Raw genomic sequence first — 18,279 nt, forward strand, 5'->3', positions numbered from 1 at the left:
CTTGACATCGGCACTCTGATAGATTACGAGTGACGAAAATTGAAATTCGTCACTCGTAATCTATCAGGCTTTCTTTATGCTCGAGCTTCACGATGTCAACGCCGATCCTGCCCGCCAGGAAAACATCACGCGTATTCTCGACGCCGCCGAAAAGCTGTTTCGCCACTATGGGTACAGCAAGACGAATGTAGCCGACATCGCGCGCGATCTCGGCATGTCGACGGCAAACATCTATCGCTTCTTCGGTTCCAAGGTGGAAATTCACCAGGCTCTATGTGGGCGCATGCTGGAGCTGAGCTATCAGATGGCCCTTGGTATCCGCAATCAGCCGATCAGCGCGACCGAGCGGCTGCGGGCTTATGCGCTATCTCAGTACAAGATGATATTGGAGACCATGCTGGATGAGCAGAAGGTTCACGAGATGGTCATCGTCGCCATCGAGCGCGACTGGCATGTCATCGAAAAGCATATCGAGCGTACGCAAGCGCTGGTCGCCGAGATCATCGCCGAGGGGATTGCTGCCGGCGAATTCGCCGAACAGGATCCGCATCTTGCCGCCAAATGCTTTGCTGCGACGACCGTCGATCTCTGTCATCCGCAGATGGTGGCTCAGTGCCTTGCCAAATCCTACCAGGCGGATCCCGAAGATATCATCGCGTTCGTCATCAGGGCTTTGAAGAAATAACAATGCGCATCCGGATGGCCGGCGTGCTCGTACTCTTTGTTCGACTTTAGGAGAGCGACATGGTTTCGCTGACGACCAACACTTTACGGACCATTGCGGGCGCGGCGCTCTTTGCCGCTTTCGGACTTGGTCTCGCGGGCTGCAATGAGAAGAAAGAGGAGACGGCGGAGGTGATCCGGCCGGTCAAGGTGGTCGAAATCGCCCAAGCGGACACGACGCGCAAGCTCGATTATTCCGGCGCCGTCCGTGCACGGACGGAAATGAATCTCGGCTTTCGCGTCAACGGCAAGATCGTCGAGCGCAAGGTGGATATCGGCCAGAGGGTAAAGCCCGGCGATGTGATCGCTCGCATGGATGCGACCGATTATATCCTCGCCGTGCGTCGCTCGCAGGCCGATCTGGATGCGGCCGAAAAGCAGGTGCAGACGACCGAGCTTGCCCGCACGCGCGCGCAGACGCTTTTTAACAAGAATGTTACCTCCAAGTCGCAGCTCGAGCAGGCGGAGCTTTCCTATGAGCAGGCCGTTTCGTCGCGGGATTCTGCGGTGTCGGCCCTGAGCGAAGCCAAAAACCAAGTCGCTTATGCCGACCTGACCTCTGACATGAATGGTATCGTGACCGCAATCAATGCCGATGTCGGCCAGGTGGTCAGTTCCGGCACACCCGTCATCACTGTTGCCGTCGATGGCGAGAAGGAAGTGCAGGTCGCGGTCCCGGAAATGGACATCGCCCAGTTCAAGGTCGGCAAGGAGGTCAAGGCGCGCTTCTGGTCTGACGCCGCCCTCGTTCTGGATGGAAAGGTGCGGGAAGTATCAGGGAGCGCCGATCAGTCGCGCACCTTTGCGGTACGTGTAAGCGTGCCGAACGATCCGCGCGTGTTGCTTGGCATGACCGCGACGATCGAGGCGCTTGCCGACAATACCCAGCCCTATGTTTCCATCCCGCTCAGCGCTCTTGCGCAGAAGGACGGAAAACAGATCGTCTGGCTGGTCGATCGCAGTGCCGGCACGGTCCATTCCCGTGCCATCAAGGTTGCCGATTTTGCCGATGACGGCGTACGGGTTGGCGATGGCCTGAAAGCCGGCGATGTCGTCGTTGCCGCCGGCACACAATTCATGAACGAGAACATGAAGGTCAAGCTTCCGGCTGCGTCAGCCCAGCAGGCCTCCGCAGAAACCAGCGCCGCTTCGGCGGCTATTGTACGCTGACCCGGATCGAGGGGACGACACCATGTCCATCAACAGCACCTCCGGCGAGAGGAAGCGTTTCAACCTGTCGCGCTGGGCGATCGCCCATCCAAGTATTGCTCGTTTTCTGTTCGGGCTTATCATTATCGCCGGCGCGTTGGGCCTGACCCATATGGGTCAGAAGGAAGACCCGGATTTCACCTTCCGCGTCATGGTGGTCCAGACCGTTTGGCCCGGCGCCTCGCTGCAAGACATGGAAGACCAGGTGGTCAACAAGATCGAGCGCAAGCTGCAGGAAACGCCGCATCTCGATTGGGTCAAATCCTACACCCGCGCTGGTTTTGCCATCACCACCATCCAGATCAAGGGCGATACCAACACCGCCGAGGTGAAGGATGCCTTCTACCAGATCCGCAAGAAGGTGGGCGATATCGGCAACGAGCTGCCGTCGGGCCTGCTCGGCCCCTATTTCAACGATGAATTCGGCGATACCTTCATCACGCTGCATTCGATCAGTGGCGATGGTTATAGCTATCCAGAGCTGAAGAAGTTTGCCATCCAGGCCCGCGACATGCTGCTTTCGACGCCAGGTGTCGAGAAGGCAACCATCATCGGCGACCAGGCGGAACAGATCTATATCGACGTCTCCTCCAAGGTTCTGGCCGAGCGCGGCTTGACGCTCAACGACCTCAAGAACGCCGTCGTCGGCCAGAACAGCGTCGATCCGGCCGGGAATGTCGATACCAGCACCCGCTCTGTGCGCATCTCGGTCGAGGGCGACGTCAACAAGATCGAGGATATCAAGAACCTGCGACTCAACGCCGGTGGCCAAGTAACACGCCTCGGCGATATCGCTACGGTCACCGCCGGGCTGCAGGACCCCTATACTGCCAAGTTCCTCTACAATGGCCATCCAAGCGTGCAGCTCGGTGTCGTCATGGCTCCAGGCTTCAAGGTGACCGATGTCGGTAAGTCGGTTGAGGAAACCTACAAGCGCTTCGAAGCCTCTCTGCCGGTCGGCGTTCAGGTCGATCAGATCGCCAACCAGCCTGATGTCGTCACCGACGCGATCAGCGAATTCATGCATGCGCTCGGCGAAGCGCTCGTCATCGTGCTGATCGTCTCGTTCCTGTCGATCGGCTGGCGTTCCGGTCTCGTGATCGCCATCGCCATTCCGCTGGTGCTGGCCGCTACCTTCGCCATCATGTACGAGTTCGGCATCGACCTGCAGCGTATTTCGCTCGGCGCGCTCATCATCGCGCTCGGCCTACTGGTCGACGATGCCATGATCGTGGTCGAGCTCATGGAGCGTAAGCTAGAGGAAGGGCTGGTCAAGCTCGATGCCGCAAGCTTCGCCTATTCCTCGACCGCCTTCCCGATGCTGACCGGCACGCTGATCACGACGGCCGGGTTCATTCCCGTCGGCTTTGCAGCATCGACCGCGGGCGAATATGTCCGCACGCTGTTCTATGTCGTCGGCATCGCGCTCGTCGTCTCCTGGTTCGTGGCCGTCTATTTCACGCCATGGCTCGGCTACATGATCCTCAAGCAGCGCCACCATGCCGGCGAGCATCATGATGTGTTCGATACGCGCTTCTATCGCCGCCTGCACTCTTCGGTCGCCTGGGCCGTGCGCCACCGCGTCATTGTTCTGTTGTTGACGCTTGCCGCCTTCGTCGGCAGCCTGTGGTCGTTCCAGTTCATTCCGCAGAATTTCTTCCCGCAGTCGTCGCGTCCGGAAATCCTGGTCGATCTCTGGCTGCCTGAGGGCACCAGCATCAAGGAAGTCGAGCGTCAGGCGCAGGCGCTGGAAGCCCGCATGGCCGATGATCCGGACAAGCGTTTCATCGCGACCTATGTCGGTCAGGGCGCGCCGCGCTTCTTCCTGCCGCTCGATCAGCAGCTCACTAACCCGAACTATGCGCAGATGCTTGTCATGGCCAAGGACGAGCCGGCACGTGAGCGGCTGATTGCCAAGATGCGCGGCATCCTGGCGGCGGATTTCCCCTCCGTCCGTGGCAAGGTCGACCGCCTGTTCCTTGGCCCGCCCACAGGCTGGCCCGTGCAGCTGCGCATCATGGGTCCCGACCGGCAGGAGGTTCGCCGTATTGCCGACGAGGTGAAGCAGCGCTTTACCCAAAACCCGCTGCTCGGCGCCATCCATGACGACTGGCTCGAACCGGTGCCAGCCATGAAGCTCGTGATCGATCAGGATCGCGCTCGCGCTCTCGGCGTCACCTCGCAACGCATCCGCCAGATGCTGCAGGCCTCGATGTCCGGCTTCACGCTCGACAATTATCGCGAGGGTGAGGAAACCGTCGGGATCGTTGCCCGCGAACCGGACGGGAGCCGCCACCTGCTGACCTCGGTCAACTCCGTCTATATCCCGACCGACTCGGGCGGGTTCGTGCCGCTGTCGCAAGTCGCCAAGATCGTGCCCGTCATGGAGCAGAGCATCGAATGGCGCCGCGATCGTCTGCCGACCATCTCAGTGCGGGCAACCTTGCCTGATAACGTGCAGTCGAACGACGTGACGGCCAAGCTCTACAACGATATGGCTGATCTAAGGAACAGCCTGCCGGCCGGCTACAAGATCGAGATCCAGGGCGGTGCCGAGGACAGCGCGGAGAGCCAAGCCTCGATCGCTGCCAAGGCGCCGATCATGCTCGTCATCATCGTCGTGCTCCTGATGGCGCAGCTGCAGCATTTCGGCAAGGCGATGCTGGTGCTCGCGACCGGCCCGCTCGGCATCATCGGTGCGGCCGGTGCCCTCCTGATCAGCGGTGCGCCCTTCGGCTTCGTCGCGATCCTCGGCGTGATCGCACTGCTCGGCATCATCATCCGTAACTCGATCATCCTCGTCGACCAGATCGACCAGGATATCGCGGCGGGCATGGACCGGAAGGAGGCGATCATCGGCTCGGCCGTGCGTCGTTTCCGGCCGATCATGCTGACGGCGCTGACGGCCGTGCTGGCGTTGATACCGATCTCGCGCGGCGTCTTCTGGGGACCGCTCGCCTACGCCATGATGGGCGGCATTCTGGTCGCGACCGTGCTGACGATCTTCGTCCTGCCCGCCGGCTACGCCCTGTTCTTCGGCCGCGAGCCGAAGAACAAGTCGGCGGAACCGCCGGCCAAGGAGCACGCCGACGCGGAGGAGCAGAATACGATCCAGCTGCCGCCGGCTGTGGCGGCAGAGTAAGGCACCTGAAAGAACAAATATCCCGGCTTCGAGCCGGGATATTTGTTTGAACCGTTTAGATCGATTGCAGGATTGTCGAGCTGCCGTCGGCGATCTTGAGGATCGTCAGGCTTCCGCCCATGGAAACGGCGGTATCGATGCCGATGCGGCCCAAGCCGAAAGTGGGGTGCGAATGCGGTGTGTGGCCGTGGACCACCTGCAGTGGCAGTTGCGGCCCCTCCGACAGGAAGGGTTCGCGGATCCACATCAGATCTTCATCCGTCTGATAGCTTAAGGGAATGCCGGGCTTGATGCCGGCATGGACGAAGAGCGTCGAGCCGAACGTGACGGCTATCGCCAATGAACGCAGGAGATCGACATGCGCCGGCGGCATGGCGCTGAGTGTCATGTCGCGCAATTGCTGGACGCTGTAGCCGAGATCGACAAGAATGTGCCGGGCATCGATGCCATAGGAGGCGAGCGTCGGCAGTGCGCCGAATTCGAGCCAGTGGCTATTGGTTTCGGGATCGTCGAGAAAACGCAGGAAGACATCGTCGTGATTGCCGCAAAGCGTGTAGCGGTCGAAGTTTTCCGGCGGCGGTGCGCTGAGATGCGCGAGAACATCGCCGGAGCGCGGGCCGCGATCGACATAGTCGCCGAGATACATCAGCAGCTTTCGGCCGGGGAGGCTGCGCGCATCCGCGACGATGCGCCTTTCGGCCTCCGCCATCTCATCATAGCAGCCATGGATGTCGCTTAGGGCATAAATCGCCGTGTAATCACGCCCGGTGAGATCGATACGTTCTCTTGGATGCTGCATGAAATCGGCCGTTTCCTGCCGGGTCGTGCCTTAACGGCGCGGCAGTCCAATTGCTTGACATGATGTCGAGAAACCCGCCTGTGGCGAGCCTATAGTAGACGGTATTCCAAGCGTCGATCCGCCGCAAGTCTTACGGGCACAGGCATTGGTCTGAACCGCTGAAATTGCAGGGAATTTCAGAACGCTCGGCGGACCTCGCCCATGACTCGATCCCCAGAACGGTCGCTCAGCCGCGATAGGCGGCTTCGAGTCTGGCAATGTCGAGCTTGACCATGCCCATCCAGGCTCGCATGACGCGGGCGGCCTTGGCCGGATCCGGATCGGCGATATACTTGCGGAGCACCGTCGGCACGACCTGCCAGTAGACGCCATAGCGATCCGTCACCCAACCGCAATGCACCGGCGTGCCGCCATCGACGAGGCCGCCCCAAAGGTGGTCGACCTCAGCCTGGTCTGCGCAATCCACCTCCAGCGAGATCGCATGATTGTATTCGATGCGGTCGCCGCCGTTCAGTGGCATGAAGCGCTGGCCGGCGAGCGTGAAAGCAACGACCAGAACCTCATCGGGCTTGCCGGAGGGCATGTCGACAATGTTCTTCTGTACGTGATCGATCCGGGAATCGGGGAAGAGCGAAACATAGAAATTCGCAGCCTCCTCGGCTTCCCGCGCAAACCACAGGCATGGGGCAATCTTGGACATTGGGTGCTCCTCTCTCGTTGGATGCCCCAAGGACGAAAGAGGAGCGGCAAAGCCGACACGATTGCGGAATTTTCGAGTTCTTGCCGACAGTCGAGCGGCTAGACCAAGCGGCCGCCACCATCGATATGCAAGATCTCTCCCGTCACGAAGCGATTTGCCATGAGGAAGAGAATAGCTTGGGCGATATCTTCGGGCCGGCCGATATTGCGGCTAGGGAGCGTGGAGGCGGTCTGTTCGAGCACCTGCCGCTTGGCCTCTCCCATCAGGCCATCGAGCAGTGGGGTATCCACCCATCCCGGAGAAACCGCATTGATGCGCATCGGCGATAATTCCAGGGCGAGGGCACGAACCGTGCTCTCGACCGCGGCGACGGCCGCGGCCACGACAGCGCCGATGGCAGCGGGGCGGGAGGCCAATTGTGCGGAGGTCATGGTAATCGAGCTTGCGGGATGCAGAAGCGGAAGGGCGGCCTTGATGGCAAGCAAAGGCCCGATCAGACGCTCACTGATGACCTTCAGGAGATCCGCCTCCGACTGATCTTTCAGCGACTGCAGCTGCACGGTTCCCGCCGTGATCAGCAGATGGTCGATTCTTTCGATCCCCGTAAACATCGCCGGCTGCGGGGCGGCAATATCAGAGACGATCTGGACTGCGCCACCGATCGCCACGGCGGCTTCCCGAAGACGCTTAGGGTTGCGGGATAGCAGAAAGAGATTTGCGCCGGCTTCCTTGGCCTGTCTGGCCGTTGCCAAGCCGATCCCCGAGGAGCCGCCGATGATGACGATGTTCTGACCTTGGAACGATTGAGGCTGCGGATTGCCCGTTTGAATGGTGCTGGTCTGCAAGACTGGTTCTCCGATTGGGTTGTTGACCGCCCAGAAGATCGTCGATCGGCATATGCTTGGGAAGAAAGCGAATAGCGATGTCATTTATCGTAAAAGACGATAAGATGTGATCATGGATATGCTTTCCGCCATGCGCATCTTCACTCGCGTTGTCGAACGTGGCAGCCTTTCGGCCGCGGCACGCGACCTCGGCCTCGGCCAACCCACCGTCAGCGAACGCGTCGAGAAGCTGGAAAAGCACTTGAACGCGCGGCTCCTTTACCGGACGACCCGTTCGGTGCAGGCGACCGACGCCGGCGCGCGCTTCTACGACTATGCCAAGCGTGCCATCGAGGCTGCCGAGGAAGCAGAGGCTTCCGTTGCATCGGCCGAGACGTCACTGACCGGAACCTTTCGGATCGCAGCACCGCACGGGCTTGGCGAGATGACTTTGCCGCGGCTGCTGGTCGAATTCCAGAGATTGCACCCGGACCTGGCAATAGACATGACCTTGAATGATCGTTTCGTCGATCCGATGACTGAAGGTGTGGATCTCTCCATCCGCATCGGCGAGATCGGCAGCGGCAATTTCATCGCCCGCCGGCTGGGGACGATGCGGCGGTTCCTGCTGGCAGCTCCCGGCTATATCGAGCGACACGGGTTACCGCGGGAACCCGCGGAGTTAGCGGCGCATCCGTTCATTAGGGTTGCGGGTTTCGCGGCGGACGAGCGGCTGCATCTGATCGGTCCCGACGGCAAGCCGGTGGAAGCACTCATCCATACAAAATGGCGCGTCAATCATTGGAGGCCGCTGATGGAGGCGGTGCTGGCGGAGCGGGGAATAGGTGCATTGTTTGCAGCCGTCTGTGGCAAGGAAATTGCCGAAGGAAGGCTTGTTCCCCTGTTGCCCGCCTATGAGTTCAGGCTTGTGGACGTGCATGCCATCTATCCGCCGGGGCCGCGTCCTGCGGCGAGGACGAAGGCTTTCCTTACGCTGGTCGCCGAGCGCACCGATTTGCTTTTTGGCGGGACATCGGCGGTTTAGGGCCTTATCGGCCGGCCGCCAATCTCTCCGCGAATTCGATCGCCTCGATCAGGCTGCGCTCATTGGCGATGCCCTTGCCGGCGATGTCGAAGGCCGTGCCGTGATCGACCGAGGTGCGCACGATCGGCAGGCCAAGCGTGATGTTGACTCCGGAAAGATCCATCCATTTGCCCGTGGCCGGATCGATCTCGAAGCCGAGCAGCTTGACCGGTATATGGCCCTGATCGTGATACATGGCGATGACCGCGTCGTACTGGCCGGCGCGCAACTTGACGAAAACGGTGTCGCCGGGAACGGGGCCGACGATATCGAGCCCGTCGGACACCGCCTTGGCGATGGTCGGCGCGGAGATATCGATATCCTGCCGGCCAAAGAGGCCGCCTTCGCCGGCATGCGGATTGAGCGCCGCCACCGCGATCTTCGGGTTGGCGATGCCGAGATTTCTGAGCGCTTTATCGGTGAGGTCGATGACGAGCCGCAGCCGCTCGGGCGTCAGGCGCTTCGGCACATCCTCAAGTGCCACATGGGTGGTGACGTGGCTGACGCGCATATTGCCATGGGCGAGCATCATCACCGAGCTGCGCGCGCCTGTGAGTTCCGCCAGCAGTTCTGTATGGCCGGCATAATGAAAGCCAGCCTTGTTAAGCGCTTCCTTGTTGAGCGGTGCGGTGACGATGCCGCCGACCTTACCTGACAGCGCCAACTGAACGCCCTTTTCGATCGCCTTGAAGGCCATGCGGCCGCCATCAGCGGAAAGCCGACCCGGCAGGATCGGTTCTCCCTCGGCATCGGCCTGGATGAAGCAGAGGTTCGGCCAGTCGGCCTCCATCTGCACTTCAGGAATTTTGATATCGAGGCCGAGTTGCTTTTCGGCGAGACGCAGGGCAGGGCCGCTACCAATAATGTTTAGCTTTAGCTTACCATTATCGAGTCTATTTCTGAGCCGAGCCGCGGCCTTGACGATGATTTCCGGACCGATGCCAGCGGGATCGCCCATGGTGATTGCGAGATGTCGCGTCATGGTTCTTCTCCTCCGGCAATCAGCCCGTTTTCACTCAAGAGATCGCGCCATAGGGTGGGGCCGCCGAATGCGCCCGACTTTGAGATGACCGTCGTGCCCTCCCAAGGACCGCCGACGATCGTCGAGCGCGGCAGGCCGGGTGCGGCCTGGCCGGTGATGCTGAGGGCCGACACATCGAGCGCCGAACAGAGATTGCGCAGGGTCTCGCCGCCGGCGACGATCAACGTGCCTGGGGCGGGCAACGCCTTGGCCATGCCGCCAAAGCTCGCCGCGATGCGCCTTGCAGCATCCTCGCGTTCAAGCCCCGTCGGCAGATCGAGGCTGATCATGGCGATGCCGCTTTGCTGAATTTGATGATGGATGGCGCCAGCATCGGCCCCTTCCGCAAGCTTCAGCCAATTGGGGCCGCAGGCCTGGAGCTGCGCCAGCGTGATCGGCTGATCGGAGCCGAACAGACCGAGCACCGGCCTCCGCAGCTTGCGCGAGATAGGGACCGATGGCGCTGGGTGGCGTTCGCCTTTGTCCTTATTTGCGCGAGGCAGGTGATGAGTCGCCAGCTCGATATTGCGCGCTAGAGCCCGGGCAAGGCCGCCTGTGCCGCTCCAGAGAACCGGCCCCTTCAGCTCAGATGAGACCCATACGATGATGGCATCGAGATCGTCATCCGTGTGCGCATCGAAAACATGGATGCCATCCGGAATGGACTGGCCTTCGAGCCTATCGAGTGGTGTGTTGAAAGCCTGCAAACCCTCGGCGCGCAAATGCGCTGTTATATCGCCGCTGATGTCGCGCCAGGCGTCCCTGCCGGCATAAAGCACCTGTCGTCCGCCGCGCGTGTGCCGCCCGTGATGCGGAAAGGCCGGCGCGAGGATGCAATGGCGCCAGTGGCCGAGCCGGAAGCAGGCTGCAAGCTCCGCCGCCCAAGGCCCCCGAAACAGGCTATCCACCTTCTTGAAGGCGAGATCGGCGCCCTCCAGCAGCGGCGCGATGCCGCCGACGATCACCTCCGCTTGCGTTGCCGTCTTCTCGCGAGTGCCGCTGTCGATTGCGAGGCAATCCGGCAGGGTCTCGGAAAGCGCATCGCTGCGCTCCACGTCGATTGGCCCGTAGACGCCGACGAATTCCACGGCGGTGTCGAGCGCGCCGGTTAAGTCATCGGCAATGAGGCGGAGGGTGGGCATGAACTCAACGAGCCTTGCGGGTATCGGATATGGAAGCAAGGCCTTACGGCTGCTTGAACGAAGCGCATCTTCAGCCTTCCATGGGGCTTGTCAACGGTTGCTTTGTCACCGTTTCATTGGATGGGTATTGTGACATTCGTCTTGTTCTCGCAGGCGCGTAATCGGGTGCCGCCGGCCACGGTGCGCGATGCTTCCGCCTGCGAGAAAGTCAGTTCTTCCGCAAATCAGGAAAGTCGGCGCTCAGTGTAACGTCTTTCCAGGCATCGAAATTCGCCTTGAGCGCTTCGAGACGCTTGTAGGCGATATCGAGTGCCGGAGCGCCCAGCAGCAATCGAAGCGGTGGCACCTCGGCTTCGACCGCCGTTATGATGGCGGCCGCGGCACGCGAGGGATCGCCCGGCTGATTGCCGGAGGACGCTTTCGTGGATTGGCGGCGTTTTCCGGCCGTGTCGTCATAATGCTCGATCCGGATCGGGGATTCGACCATCGAGCTTCCGGCCCAATTGGTGCGAAACGCGCCCGGCTCGACAATCGTCACCTTCAAGCCAAGTGGCGCAACCTCATAGGACAGGGATTCCGAGATCGCTTCCACGGCAAACTTCGTCGCGTGATAATAGCCGGTGGCGGCAAATGCGACCAGGCCGCCCAAGGACGAGATATTGACGATATGGCCTTTCCTGCGGGCGCGCATACCGGGTAATACTTCCTTGGTGACATTGATGAGACCGAACAGATTCGTTTCGAACTGCTTGCGCACGCCCTCATCGTCGCCTTCCTCGATGGCGGCGAGATAACCGTAGCCGGCATTGTTGACGAGCACGTCGATCCGGCCGAAGGCGGCCATGGCATCGGCCACTGCCGTACGGATCGTGGAGATGTCGGTGACGTCGAGGCGGAGTGCCAGAGCGCGCTCCTCGTGCTCGGCGACCAGGGCCTCCAGCCGCTCAGGCTGTCTTGCCGTCACGACCGCCCGCCAACCGCGCTCGAGCACGGATTTTGCAAGCTCAAATCCGAGGCCCGCGGATGATCCGGTGATAAACCATACAGGTGTGTCGTTCATGTTCTGCTCCTTCATTTGCATGTTTTGGCAGCCTTCTGTCGAAGGATCGCCTTGCGCAAAACTAGGAGCGGCTGGCATTCAAGCGTTAGGGCAGAAGGACCAGACTTTCATACGATCCTTCCAATTTTGCCTGTTGGCGATATCATGTGTAGGAAATGTCGCCATCATCGAAAGCCGGATTTATGGAATCTTCGACGCAGCTGCGAGAGCTGATCAGCCGTCACGCTGCCGTTCAGAAGCAGACGACCGAGGTGCAGGGGCTGACGCTTTATAGGGTTGATCGGCCGACCCTGCCGACGGACACCGTCTACAGTCCAAGAATCTGCATGGTGTTGCAGGGGAAGAAGACGATCCGGCTCGGAGAGCGGGTTTTCAGCGTCGATTCCTCGCAATATTTCATCGCGACGGTCAATCTGCCGGTGTCTGCGCGGATCGAACAGGCCGATCCGGCGAGCCCGCACCTGGCGCTCTCCTTCGAACTGGAGAGAGAGGAGATCGCAAAGCTTCTTGCGGAGGCTCCGGTGATTCATGCGGCGGAGCCTCTCGATCGCACGGGAATTGCGGTGTCGCGGCAGACGCCGGAGATCGTGAGCGCCGCATTGCGCCTCGTCTCCTGCCTGGATGCGCCTGACGATATCGACATGATGGCAAAGCTTGCCAAGCTTGAACTCTATTATCGGCTGCTGCGCGGCGAGCTCGGGCCTATGCTGCGGCAGCTTGCCACGCACGGAACGAATCTGGCGCAGATCGGCCGCGTCACCGATTGGATCAAGGGCCATTTCGCCGAGGCCATGAGCATCGGCAAGCTGGCTGATATGGCGGGAATGAGCCCCACATCGCTGCATCGGCATTTCAAGGCCGTGACATTGATGACGCCGTTGCAATATCGGGCGCTCATCCGGCTGCAGGAAGCGCGTCGCCGGCTGCTCCTTCGCGAGGGCAACGCACGGGAGATCGGATTTGAGGTCGGCTATGACAGCCAGACGCAGTTCACGCGTGAATACCGCAAATTGTTCGGTCGGCCGCCGGCGACGGACGCAGCCTTTCTCAGCGGCAGATGAACTTGACTCGCCGGATGATTTGTTCTGGAGAGTGAAGCGCACCGGATTTGCCGATATCTGGCCATGTTCCTGCCCTAGCGGCAGAAGCCATTATGTTTCGTCGCCTCAAGGAGGGCAGGGTGAGCTACGATTTCCATGTGGGGCAAAAGGTCGTCTGTGTCGACGACACGTTCAAGCATGTCAGCATCGATCAGCTGATCCGCAAGGGAACGATCTACACCATCCGCTGGGTCGGCGAATACACGCATTATGTCGACGGCACCTTCATCGGCGTGAAGCTGGAGGAGATCCATCGCGGCAATGACGACGGGCCGGAAGGTTATGGCGCCGCCGACATGCCCTATCGCGCCAGCCGCTTCCGCCCGCTGGTGAAGGACAAGATCGCCTCGCTCAGAAAGCTGCTCGCGCCGACGCCGGATGCGCCCGCCGAGCCGAAGGTGAAGACCAAGAAGACGGAGAAGGTCTGAGGGCAGGCGGCATCGAAACCTGCCGCCGCCCTTGGATTATCCCTGCCGCGCCCGGGCAAACCCGTGCTCGATCAGTCGGCTGATAAGCTCCGGATAGGAAATGCCCGAGGCATCCATGGCCTTGGGATACATGCTGATATTGGTGAAGCCGGGCATGGTGTTGATCTCGTTGATGACGACGCTGCCATCCGGCCGCAGAAAGAAATCGACGCGCGCCAGCCCTTCGCATCCGAGCGCGCGAAAGCCATCCGCCGCCATGCGCTTCAGCATGTCTGCCGTTCCGGCCGGAATATCCGCCGGCACGGTGACGACGGCGCCGTTCTGGTCGAGATATTTCGCCTCGTAGGAATAGAAGCCGTGGGTCGCGGCCGTGGCGATTTCGCCCGGCACGGAGACGAAGAGCGATCCGTCAGGCTCTTCCAGCACGGCGCATTCGATCTCGCGGGCACGCACGAATTCTTCCACCAGCACCTTGCGGTCATGCCGGAAAGCTTCGGTGAGTGCGCTCTCGAAGGCCGCGGCATCCCCCACCTTGCTGACGCCGACCGACGAGCCCTGGCGCGTCGGCTTGACGAAGACGGGCGAGCCGAGCGTGGCGGCGATTTCGTTGAAATCCGGCTTGTCGCCGCGCACAAGCGTCACGGAGCGGGCCACCGGCAGGCCGGCCTCGCGCAGCAGGCGCTTTGCCATATCCTTGTCGATCGCGTTGGCCGAACCCAGAATGCCGCAACCGACGAGGGGCAGGCCGACGATCTGGGCAAGGCCCTGAATGGAGCCATCCTCGCCGTTCAGCCCGTGCAGCACCGGAAACAGCACATCGACCGCAGGCAGCGCGCGCGCGCCAGCCCCTTCCAGCGCCATCAGCCGGCCCTTGCCGCCCGGAACCAGGCAGACTTCGGTGCCCTCATAGGCAACCGGCTCCGGCAGCGCGCCACCCTTTTCCTCCACCAGCAGCCAGCGCCCGCCGCGATCGATCAGGATCGGCACGATCTCATATCTTGCGCCATCGATCGCCTTGACGACATTGCGGGCCGACATGACGGAAACCTCATGCTCGCTGGACTGACCGCCAAACAGAACGGCGACGCGTAGTTTCGACATGGAGGGTGGCTCTCCCGGGCTGGAATGGGTGTGATGAGGGAAGGGTTTAAACGAGGGATTGAAGCGAAATTGGGGAGGGTAGTGGTGAAATAAATGAAGACGCGAGCGCCATCGTCGCCATCAAATGTTCTGTGCGATGGAGGGTCAGGAGCGCAAACCAGAGAGAGTGTGTGCGCGGCGAGGTCGGAGTTTCGATCACGCCGTGTTGCGTTCGAATGAGACCGAGCGCGAATTCCCTAGCGGGGTTTTGTGCCGACTATCAACAAAATACCTCCCTTAGGCGCGATTTTCTCCGCTTTCGCAGAGCTCACAAGGCCAAGGCTGCTGAAAACCTCCAACAGAGGCATCGCACTCGGAGGAGGGGTGCGGGCGTCCGAATCCTCTTTATTAATGGCAAGCACAAGACCAGTTGGAGATGGCGTAAAAACTGCTAGGTCAGGTAGGTCAGCTGTCCCTGGATTCCAGCCAGCATTCTTAAACATGAGAATAAACTCAGCGGCATACGCCTCTGCTTCTGCATCTCCTATTGGAGAAATGATAGTTATCGATTGACCACGGAATGACTTTATCGCGTCAGCAATAACTTTAGCTTGCTCGTCGCCTAAATGACGAGGCGCTAAATTCTTCTCCAGCTTTAGTCGAGCGCTTCTTTCACGCTCAAGGTCTGCTTGAAGTACTAGATTTGATTTGCGGACGATCTCGGCATTTTCATTGGCTTTTGCAGTTTCATTTTCATTGTATGAAATACGTTCGTCCGCAAATTTCTCTTTTATTGCCCCCATTTTGTAAACGCCGAAAGTTCCTAGACCTACAAAAATGGCTCCAATCAGTAAGGCTATATTCGCTGCGTCAAACCAAAAGTTGGCAGTCGCGAGAGATATATCAAACATGGATTTTTTCTTCGCTTTTTGTTCGCTAGGAGCCATAACTATTTTTGAATTCAATTTGAATGACGAGACAAGAATCTTACGAGTATAGATACGATGCTGTAAATGTTATACGGCAAGTAAATTGTTCGCACGGGTAGCGGCGTTGCGGTTCTGGATGTCATTTTGAATCAAATCACAGCGTTAAAAATTGGGATCAGGGCCGCGGGGACCTGCGCATTCGCGAACATCCGTAGAATGTTGTGCGCGGAACATCCATGCAATTGAGTTGAGAAACGCACGGATATGATGGGGCCGCCAGCGGCCGAGTATCAATAGTTGTTGAGAAAACTGGTGCTGCTAGAGAGATTTGAACTCTCGGCCTCTCCCTTACCAAGGGAGTGCTCTACCCCTGAGCTATAGCAGCATTCCGTGGCGCGGTGTGGTGCGCCGTATTGGGCGAGGCGGCTATTGCCATAGGTGGAGGCGGAGTGCAAGTCGCAAATTGCAAGTTCTGTGAAAGATCGTTGGAAAAAATGTGTCGGTCTTTTGGCGCCTAAGGTTTTCCGCTATGAGGAAGCCATGGGTACGGACAAGACGAAAATCGATGGTGGGCAGGCTTTGCAGGACGGTTGGGCGCCCGGTGGGGCCGGTGACGGGGCCGGCGGCGAGGCGCGTGAGCCCGTGGGCGGCAAGCAGGTCACGGAGGCGGATCGGCGGCGGGAGCGTGCCGCGCAGAAGCTGCGGGAGAATCTGTCCCGCCGCAAGCAGCAGGTGCGGGCGCGGCGCGCCGGCCAGGCCGATGAGACGGATGGTTTGCCGGCGGCAAAGCCTGTGGATAGTGCTGAAACCGCCGCAAAAAGGAACGAATCGCAATGATTGATGTCGCCCATCATCAATCGAATTGATGCGTTAATCTATTTCGTCTAAAGAGCGCCTTTTACCAAGGTGCACGAAACCTGGCGCCCGCGATTTGAGGCGCCCGGGACTATCAGGAAAGGCGGGCCTCGCCCGTATTGCTTATATGGATCGTATCAGGATTGTCGGCGGCAATGAGCTCAACGGTATCATTCCGATCTCCGGCGCCAAGAATGCCGCCCTGCCGCTGATGATCGCCTCGCTTCTGACAAGCGATACCCTGACCCTCGAAAACGTGCCGCATCTCGCCGATGTCGAGCTCCTGATGCGCATCCTCGGCAATCACGGCGTCGATGTCGCCGTCAACGGCCGTCGCGAGCGCCAGGAAGACGGTTATTCCCGCACCATCCATTTCACCTGCCGCACCATCGTCGATACGACCGCGCCTTACGAACTCGTCGCCAAGATGCGCGCGAGCTTCTGGGTCATCGGGCCGCTGCTCGCCCGCGAGGGCCAGGCGCGCGTGTCGCTGCCCGGCGGCTGCGCCATCGGCACGCGTCCCGTCGATCTCTTCATCGAGGGCTTGCAGGCGCTTGGCGCCACCATGGAAATCGATGGCGGCTATATCAATGCCACCGCGCCGAAGGGCGGCCTCATCGGCGCGCGTTATGATTTCCCGAAGGTTTCCGTGGGTGCGACGCATGTGATGATGATGGCCGCCACGCTTGCCCGCGGTACCACGATCATCGGCAATGCCGCCCGCGAGCCCGAGGTCGTCGATCTCGCCAACTGCCTGATCGCCATGGGTGCCAAGATCTCCGGCGCCGGCACCAGCACGATCACCATCGAGGGCGTCACCTCGCTCTCCGGCGCCCGCCATCGCGTGCTGCCCGATCGTATCGAGACCGGCACCTATGCCATGGCCGTTGCCATGGCGGGCGGCGATGTCACGCTCGAAAATACCGATGTGGCGCTGCTCGACACGGCGCTCGAAAGCCTGCGCCGCGCCGGTGCCACGGTTTCGCCGACCAATAACGGCATCCGCGTCATGCGCAACGGCGGCGGCATCCAGCCGGTCGACGTCGTCACCGATCCATTCCCCGGCTTCCCGACCGATCTGCAGGCGCAGTTCATGGCGCTGATGACCCGCTCGTCGGGCGTCTCGAATATCACCGAGACCATCTTCGAAAACCGCTTCATGCATGTGCAGGAGCTCGCCCGCCTCGGCGCCAAGATCTCGCTTTCCGGTCAGACCGCCCGCGTCGAAGGCGTACAGAAGCTGAAGGGTGCGCCCGTGATGGCGACCGACCTTCGTGCTTCCGTCTCGCTCGTGATTGCCGGCCTTGCCGCCGAAGGCGAGACGGTAGTATCGCGTATCTACCACCTAGATCGCGGCTTCGAGCGGCTGGAAGACAAGCTGACGCGCTGCGGCGCCGTGGTCGAGCGTATCAGCGACTAAGCTCGTCGCGCAGGTTTTGCCCGTCCGCTGTCGCAAAACCGCGACAGCGTTTTGCGCGGCATGTCTTAATTCCATCGGATGGCGCGAAGAGAGCGGGCAAGCCCGCTTTCTTCGGTTGCGTCTTTTGCGCTCGCATCTTATGTCCAGAATGGAAAATGTCGGCAACAATGTTTGCCGGGCGTTCCAGAGCAATTCCAGGAAAAGTGCGTAGCGGTTTTCCGTCCGGAATTGCGAGAGAATAAAAAGGATAGAGCGTTTTCGCGCTTCGAAGAAAGCAGAAACGCTCTAGGGGCGCGATCAGGGATAAAGGACGAATGAGCGATCTCAAGCTAATGGCACTCGACACCGAGGACCTGGATGTCATCTCTGCCTATATGCAGGATAGCGTCTTCAAGGTCGGCGACATGTCCTATGCGCCGAAGCAGGAGCAGTTTTCGCTCGCGGCCAACCGTTTCGCCTGGGAGCAATCGGACCAGCGCAGCAAGCCTTATGAACGCCATCGTTCCGCGCTGGTGTTCAAGCGCGTGCAGGCGGTGCGCTCCAACGGCTTCGACCGGCGCAAGCGCGACGAGGTTCTGTCGCTGCTCGCCATCCGCTTCGAGCAAAAAGGCGAGGGGCCGGACGGCACGATCGAGCTTGCCCTTGCCGCCAACGCCACCATCGCGCTCGATGTCGAGTGCATCGAGGCCCAGCTTGCGGATATTGGCGGGGCATGGGAAACGGCCCACAAGCCCCGACATCCCGACGCGGGCGAATAAGCCGC

The 18,279-nt window shown here is 60.4% G+C and carries 17 protein-coding genes and 1 tRNA gene; 9 read left to right on the plus strand and 9 right to left on the minus strand.

Features of this window, described 5'->3' with window-relative positions:
- Positions 1–76 precede the first annotated feature (76 nt).
- From ACYJRZ_RS21190 to ACYJRZ_RS21200, 3 genes are read left to right on the plus strand one after another with little or no spacing between them, the layout of a single operon-like run.
- On the plus strand, positions 77–685 hold the full coding sequence (locus ACYJRZ_RS21190; protein WP_459462244.1) for a TetR family transcriptional regulator: 609 nt from the start codon (positions 77–79) through the stop codon (positions 683–685).
- Positions 686–744: 59 nt separating this feature from the next.
- Positions 745–1,893: an efflux RND transporter periplasmic adaptor subunit gene (locus tag ACYJRZ_RS21195; RefSeq protein WP_459462246.1), complete on the plus strand. Its 1,149-nt coding sequence runs from the start codon at positions 745–747 to the stop codon at positions 1,891–1,893.
- A gap of 22 nt (positions 1,894–1,915) precedes the next feature.
- The gene (locus tag ACYJRZ_RS21200) at positions 1,916–5,074 is read left to right on the plus strand and encodes an efflux RND transporter permease subunit (RefSeq protein ID WP_459462248.1); all 3,159 of its coding nucleotides are present in this window, start codon (positions 1,916–1,918) and stop codon (positions 5,072–5,074) included.
- A 55-nt stretch (positions 5,075–5,129) separates the two neighbouring features.
- Here the strand turns inward: ACYJRZ_RS21200 and ACYJRZ_RS21205 are convergent, their stop codons facing one another.
- From ACYJRZ_RS21205 to ACYJRZ_RS21215, 3 genes are all read right to left on the minus strand, one after another.
- Positions 5,130–5,873 carry a metallophosphoesterase gene (locus ACYJRZ_RS21205; protein ID WP_459462250.1) on the minus strand — a complete coding sequence of 248 codons (744 nt, stop codon included), beginning with the start codon at positions 5,871–5,873 and terminating at the stop codon, positions 5,130–5,132.
- A gap of 226 nt (positions 5,874–6,099) precedes the next feature.
- Positions 6,100–6,573, minus strand: a complete 474-nt coding sequence (locus tag ACYJRZ_RS21210) for a VOC family protein (RefSeq protein ID WP_459462252.1) — start codon at positions 6,571–6,573, stop codon at positions 6,100–6,102.
- Between the two features lie 98 nt (positions 6,574–6,671).
- Complete coding sequence (locus ACYJRZ_RS21215) at positions 6,672–7,418, minus strand: SDR family oxidoreductase (protein WP_459462254.1); 747 nt, start codon at positions 7,416–7,418, stop codon at positions 6,672–6,674.
- Between the two features lie 112 nt (positions 7,419–7,530).
- Here ACYJRZ_RS21215 and ACYJRZ_RS21220 point away from each other — a divergent pair, with 112 nt between their 5' ends.
- A complete protein-coding gene (locus ACYJRZ_RS21220) occupies positions 7,531–8,442 on the plus strand; it encodes a LysR family transcriptional regulator (protein ID WP_459462255.1) in 912 nt (303 codons plus the stop codon).
- Positions 8,443–8,446: 4 nt separating this feature from the next.
- On the opposite strand, the gene pdxA is transcribed toward ACYJRZ_RS21220, so the two are convergent.
- From pdxA to ACYJRZ_RS21235, 3 genes are all read right to left on the minus strand, one after another.
- On the minus strand, positions 8,447–9,463 hold the full coding sequence (pdxA, locus tag ACYJRZ_RS21225) for a 4-hydroxythreonine-4-phosphate dehydrogenase PdxA (RefSeq protein ID WP_459462257.1): 1,017 nt from the start codon (positions 9,461–9,463) through the stop codon (positions 8,447–8,449).
- Entirely contained in the window at positions 9,460–10,644 is a 1,185-nt protein-coding gene (locus ACYJRZ_RS21230) for a four-carbon acid sugar kinase family protein (protein WP_459462259.1), read from the minus strand. The genes pdxA and ACYJRZ_RS21230 overlap by 4 nt, the downstream gene beginning before the upstream one ends.
- 208 nt (positions 10,645–10,852) lie before the next feature.
- Positions 10,853–11,704 carry an oxidoreductase gene (locus ACYJRZ_RS21235; RefSeq protein ID WP_459462261.1) on the minus strand — a complete coding sequence of 284 codons (852 nt, stop codon included), beginning with the start codon at positions 11,702–11,704 and terminating at the stop codon, positions 10,853–10,855.
- A 182-nt stretch (positions 11,705–11,886) separates the two neighbouring features.
- Here ACYJRZ_RS21235 and ACYJRZ_RS21240 point away from each other — a divergent pair, with 182 nt between their 5' ends.
- Together ACYJRZ_RS21240 and ACYJRZ_RS21245 are read left to right on the plus strand one after the other, a co-directional pair.
- On the plus strand, positions 11,887–12,765 hold the full coding sequence (locus ACYJRZ_RS21240; RefSeq protein WP_459462263.1) for an AraC family transcriptional regulator: 879 nt from the start codon (positions 11,887–11,889) through the stop codon (positions 12,763–12,765).
- A gap of 119 nt (positions 12,766–12,884) precedes the next feature.
- Positions 12,885–13,232 (plus strand): CAP-Gly domain-containing protein, encoded by a 348-nt coding sequence (locus tag ACYJRZ_RS21245; protein ID WP_113389262.1) that lies wholly within the window; start codon positions 12,885–12,887, stop codon positions 13,230–13,232.
- A gap of 36 nt (positions 13,233–13,268) precedes the next feature.
- On the opposite strand, the gene ACYJRZ_RS21250 is transcribed toward ACYJRZ_RS21245, so the two are convergent.
- From ACYJRZ_RS21250 to ACYJRZ_RS21260, 3 genes are all read right to left on the minus strand, one after another.
- Complete coding sequence (locus tag ACYJRZ_RS21250) at positions 13,269–14,333, minus strand: D-alanine--D-alanine ligase family protein (protein ID WP_459462265.1); 1,065 nt, start codon at positions 14,331–14,333, stop codon at positions 13,269–13,271.
- Positions 14,334–14,569: 236 nt separating this feature from the next.
- Positions 14,570–15,223, minus strand: a complete 654-nt coding sequence (locus ACYJRZ_RS21255; RefSeq protein ID WP_459462267.1) for a hypothetical protein — start codon at positions 15,221–15,223, stop codon at positions 14,570–14,572.
- A 328-nt stretch (positions 15,224–15,551) separates the two neighbouring features.
- Positions 15,552–15,626, minus strand: a tRNA-Thr gene (locus tag ACYJRZ_RS21260).
- Positions 15,627–15,781: 155 nt separating this feature from the next.
- Between ACYJRZ_RS21260 and ACYJRZ_RS21265 the strand changes: the two genes are divergently transcribed.
- From ACYJRZ_RS21265 to ACYJRZ_RS21275, 3 genes are all read left to right on the plus strand, one after another.
- A complete protein-coding gene (locus ACYJRZ_RS21265; protein ID WP_459462604.1) occupies positions 15,782–16,078 on the plus strand; it encodes a hypothetical protein in 297 nt (98 codons plus the stop codon).
- 145 nt (positions 16,079–16,223) lie between these two features.
- Positions 16,224–17,516: a UDP-N-acetylglucosamine 1-carboxyvinyltransferase gene (murA, locus tag ACYJRZ_RS21270; protein ID WP_183812651.1), complete on the plus strand. Its 1,293-nt coding sequence runs from the start codon at positions 16,224–16,226 to the stop codon at positions 17,514–17,516.
- Positions 17,517–17,830: 314 nt separating this feature from the next.
- Complete coding sequence (locus ACYJRZ_RS21275; RefSeq protein WP_459462269.1) at positions 17,831–18,274, plus strand: DUF2948 family protein; 444 nt, start codon at positions 17,831–17,833, stop codon at positions 18,272–18,274.
- Positions 18,275–18,279: the final 5 nt, after the last annotated feature.

It is taken from the genome of Rhizobium sp. No.120 (assembly GCF_054558365.1).

Bases quoted from the DNA above. Each gene is read 5' to 3' on its own strand.
- ACYJRZ_RS21190 (WP_459462244.1), top strand. From the start codon at position 77: ATGCTCGAGCTTCACGATGTCAACGCCGATCCTGCCCGCCAGGAAAAC.
- ACYJRZ_RS21195 (WP_459462246.1), top strand. From the start codon at position 745: ATGGTTTCGCTGACGACCAACACTTTACGGACCATTGCGGGCGCGGCG.
- ACYJRZ_RS21200 (WP_459462248.1), top strand. From the start codon at position 1,916: ATGTCCATCAACAGCACCTCCGGCGAGAGGAAGCGTTTCAACCTGTCG.
- ACYJRZ_RS21205 (WP_459462250.1), bottom strand. From the start codon at position 5,873: ATGCAGCATCCAAGAGAACGTATCGATCTCACCGGGCGTGATTACACG.
- ACYJRZ_RS21210 (WP_459462252.1), bottom strand. From the start codon at position 6,573: ATGTCCAAGATTGCCCCATGCCTGTGGTTTGCGCGGGAAGCCGAGGAG.
- ACYJRZ_RS21220 (WP_459462255.1), top strand. From the start codon at position 7,531: ATGGATATGCTTTCCGCCATGCGCATCTTCACTCGCGTTGTCGAACGT.
- pdxA (WP_459462257.1), bottom strand. From the start codon at position 9,463: ATGACGCGACATCTCGCAATCACCATGGGCGATCCCGCTGGCATCGGT.
- ACYJRZ_RS21230 (WP_459462259.1), bottom strand. From the start codon at position 10,644: ATGCCCACCCTCCGCCTCATTGCCGATGACTTAACCGGCGCGCTCGAC.
- ACYJRZ_RS21235 (WP_459462261.1), bottom strand. From the start codon at position 11,704: ATGAACGACACACCTGTATGGTTTATCACCGGATCATCCGCGGGCCTC.
- ACYJRZ_RS21240 (WP_459462263.1), top strand. From the start codon at position 11,887: ATGGAATCTTCGACGCAGCTGCGAGAGCTGATCAGCCGTCACGCTGCC.
- ACYJRZ_RS21250 (WP_459462265.1), bottom strand. From the start codon at position 14,333: ATGTCGAAACTACGCGTCGCCGTTCTGTTTGGCGGTCAGTCCAGCGAG.
- ACYJRZ_RS21255 (WP_459462267.1), bottom strand. From the start codon at position 15,223: ATGTTTGATATATCTCTCGCGACTGCCAACTTTTGGTTTGACGCAGCG.
- ACYJRZ_RS21265 (WP_459462604.1), top strand. From the start codon at position 15,782: ATGGGTACGGACAAGACGAAAATCGATGGTGGGCAGGCTTTGCAGGAC.
- murA (WP_183812651.1), top strand. From the start codon at position 16,224: ATGGATCGTATCAGGATTGTCGGCGGCAATGAGCTCAACGGTATCATT.
- ACYJRZ_RS21275 (WP_459462269.1), top strand. From the start codon at position 17,831: ATGAGCGATCTCAAGCTAATGGCACTCGACACCGAGGACCTGGATGTC.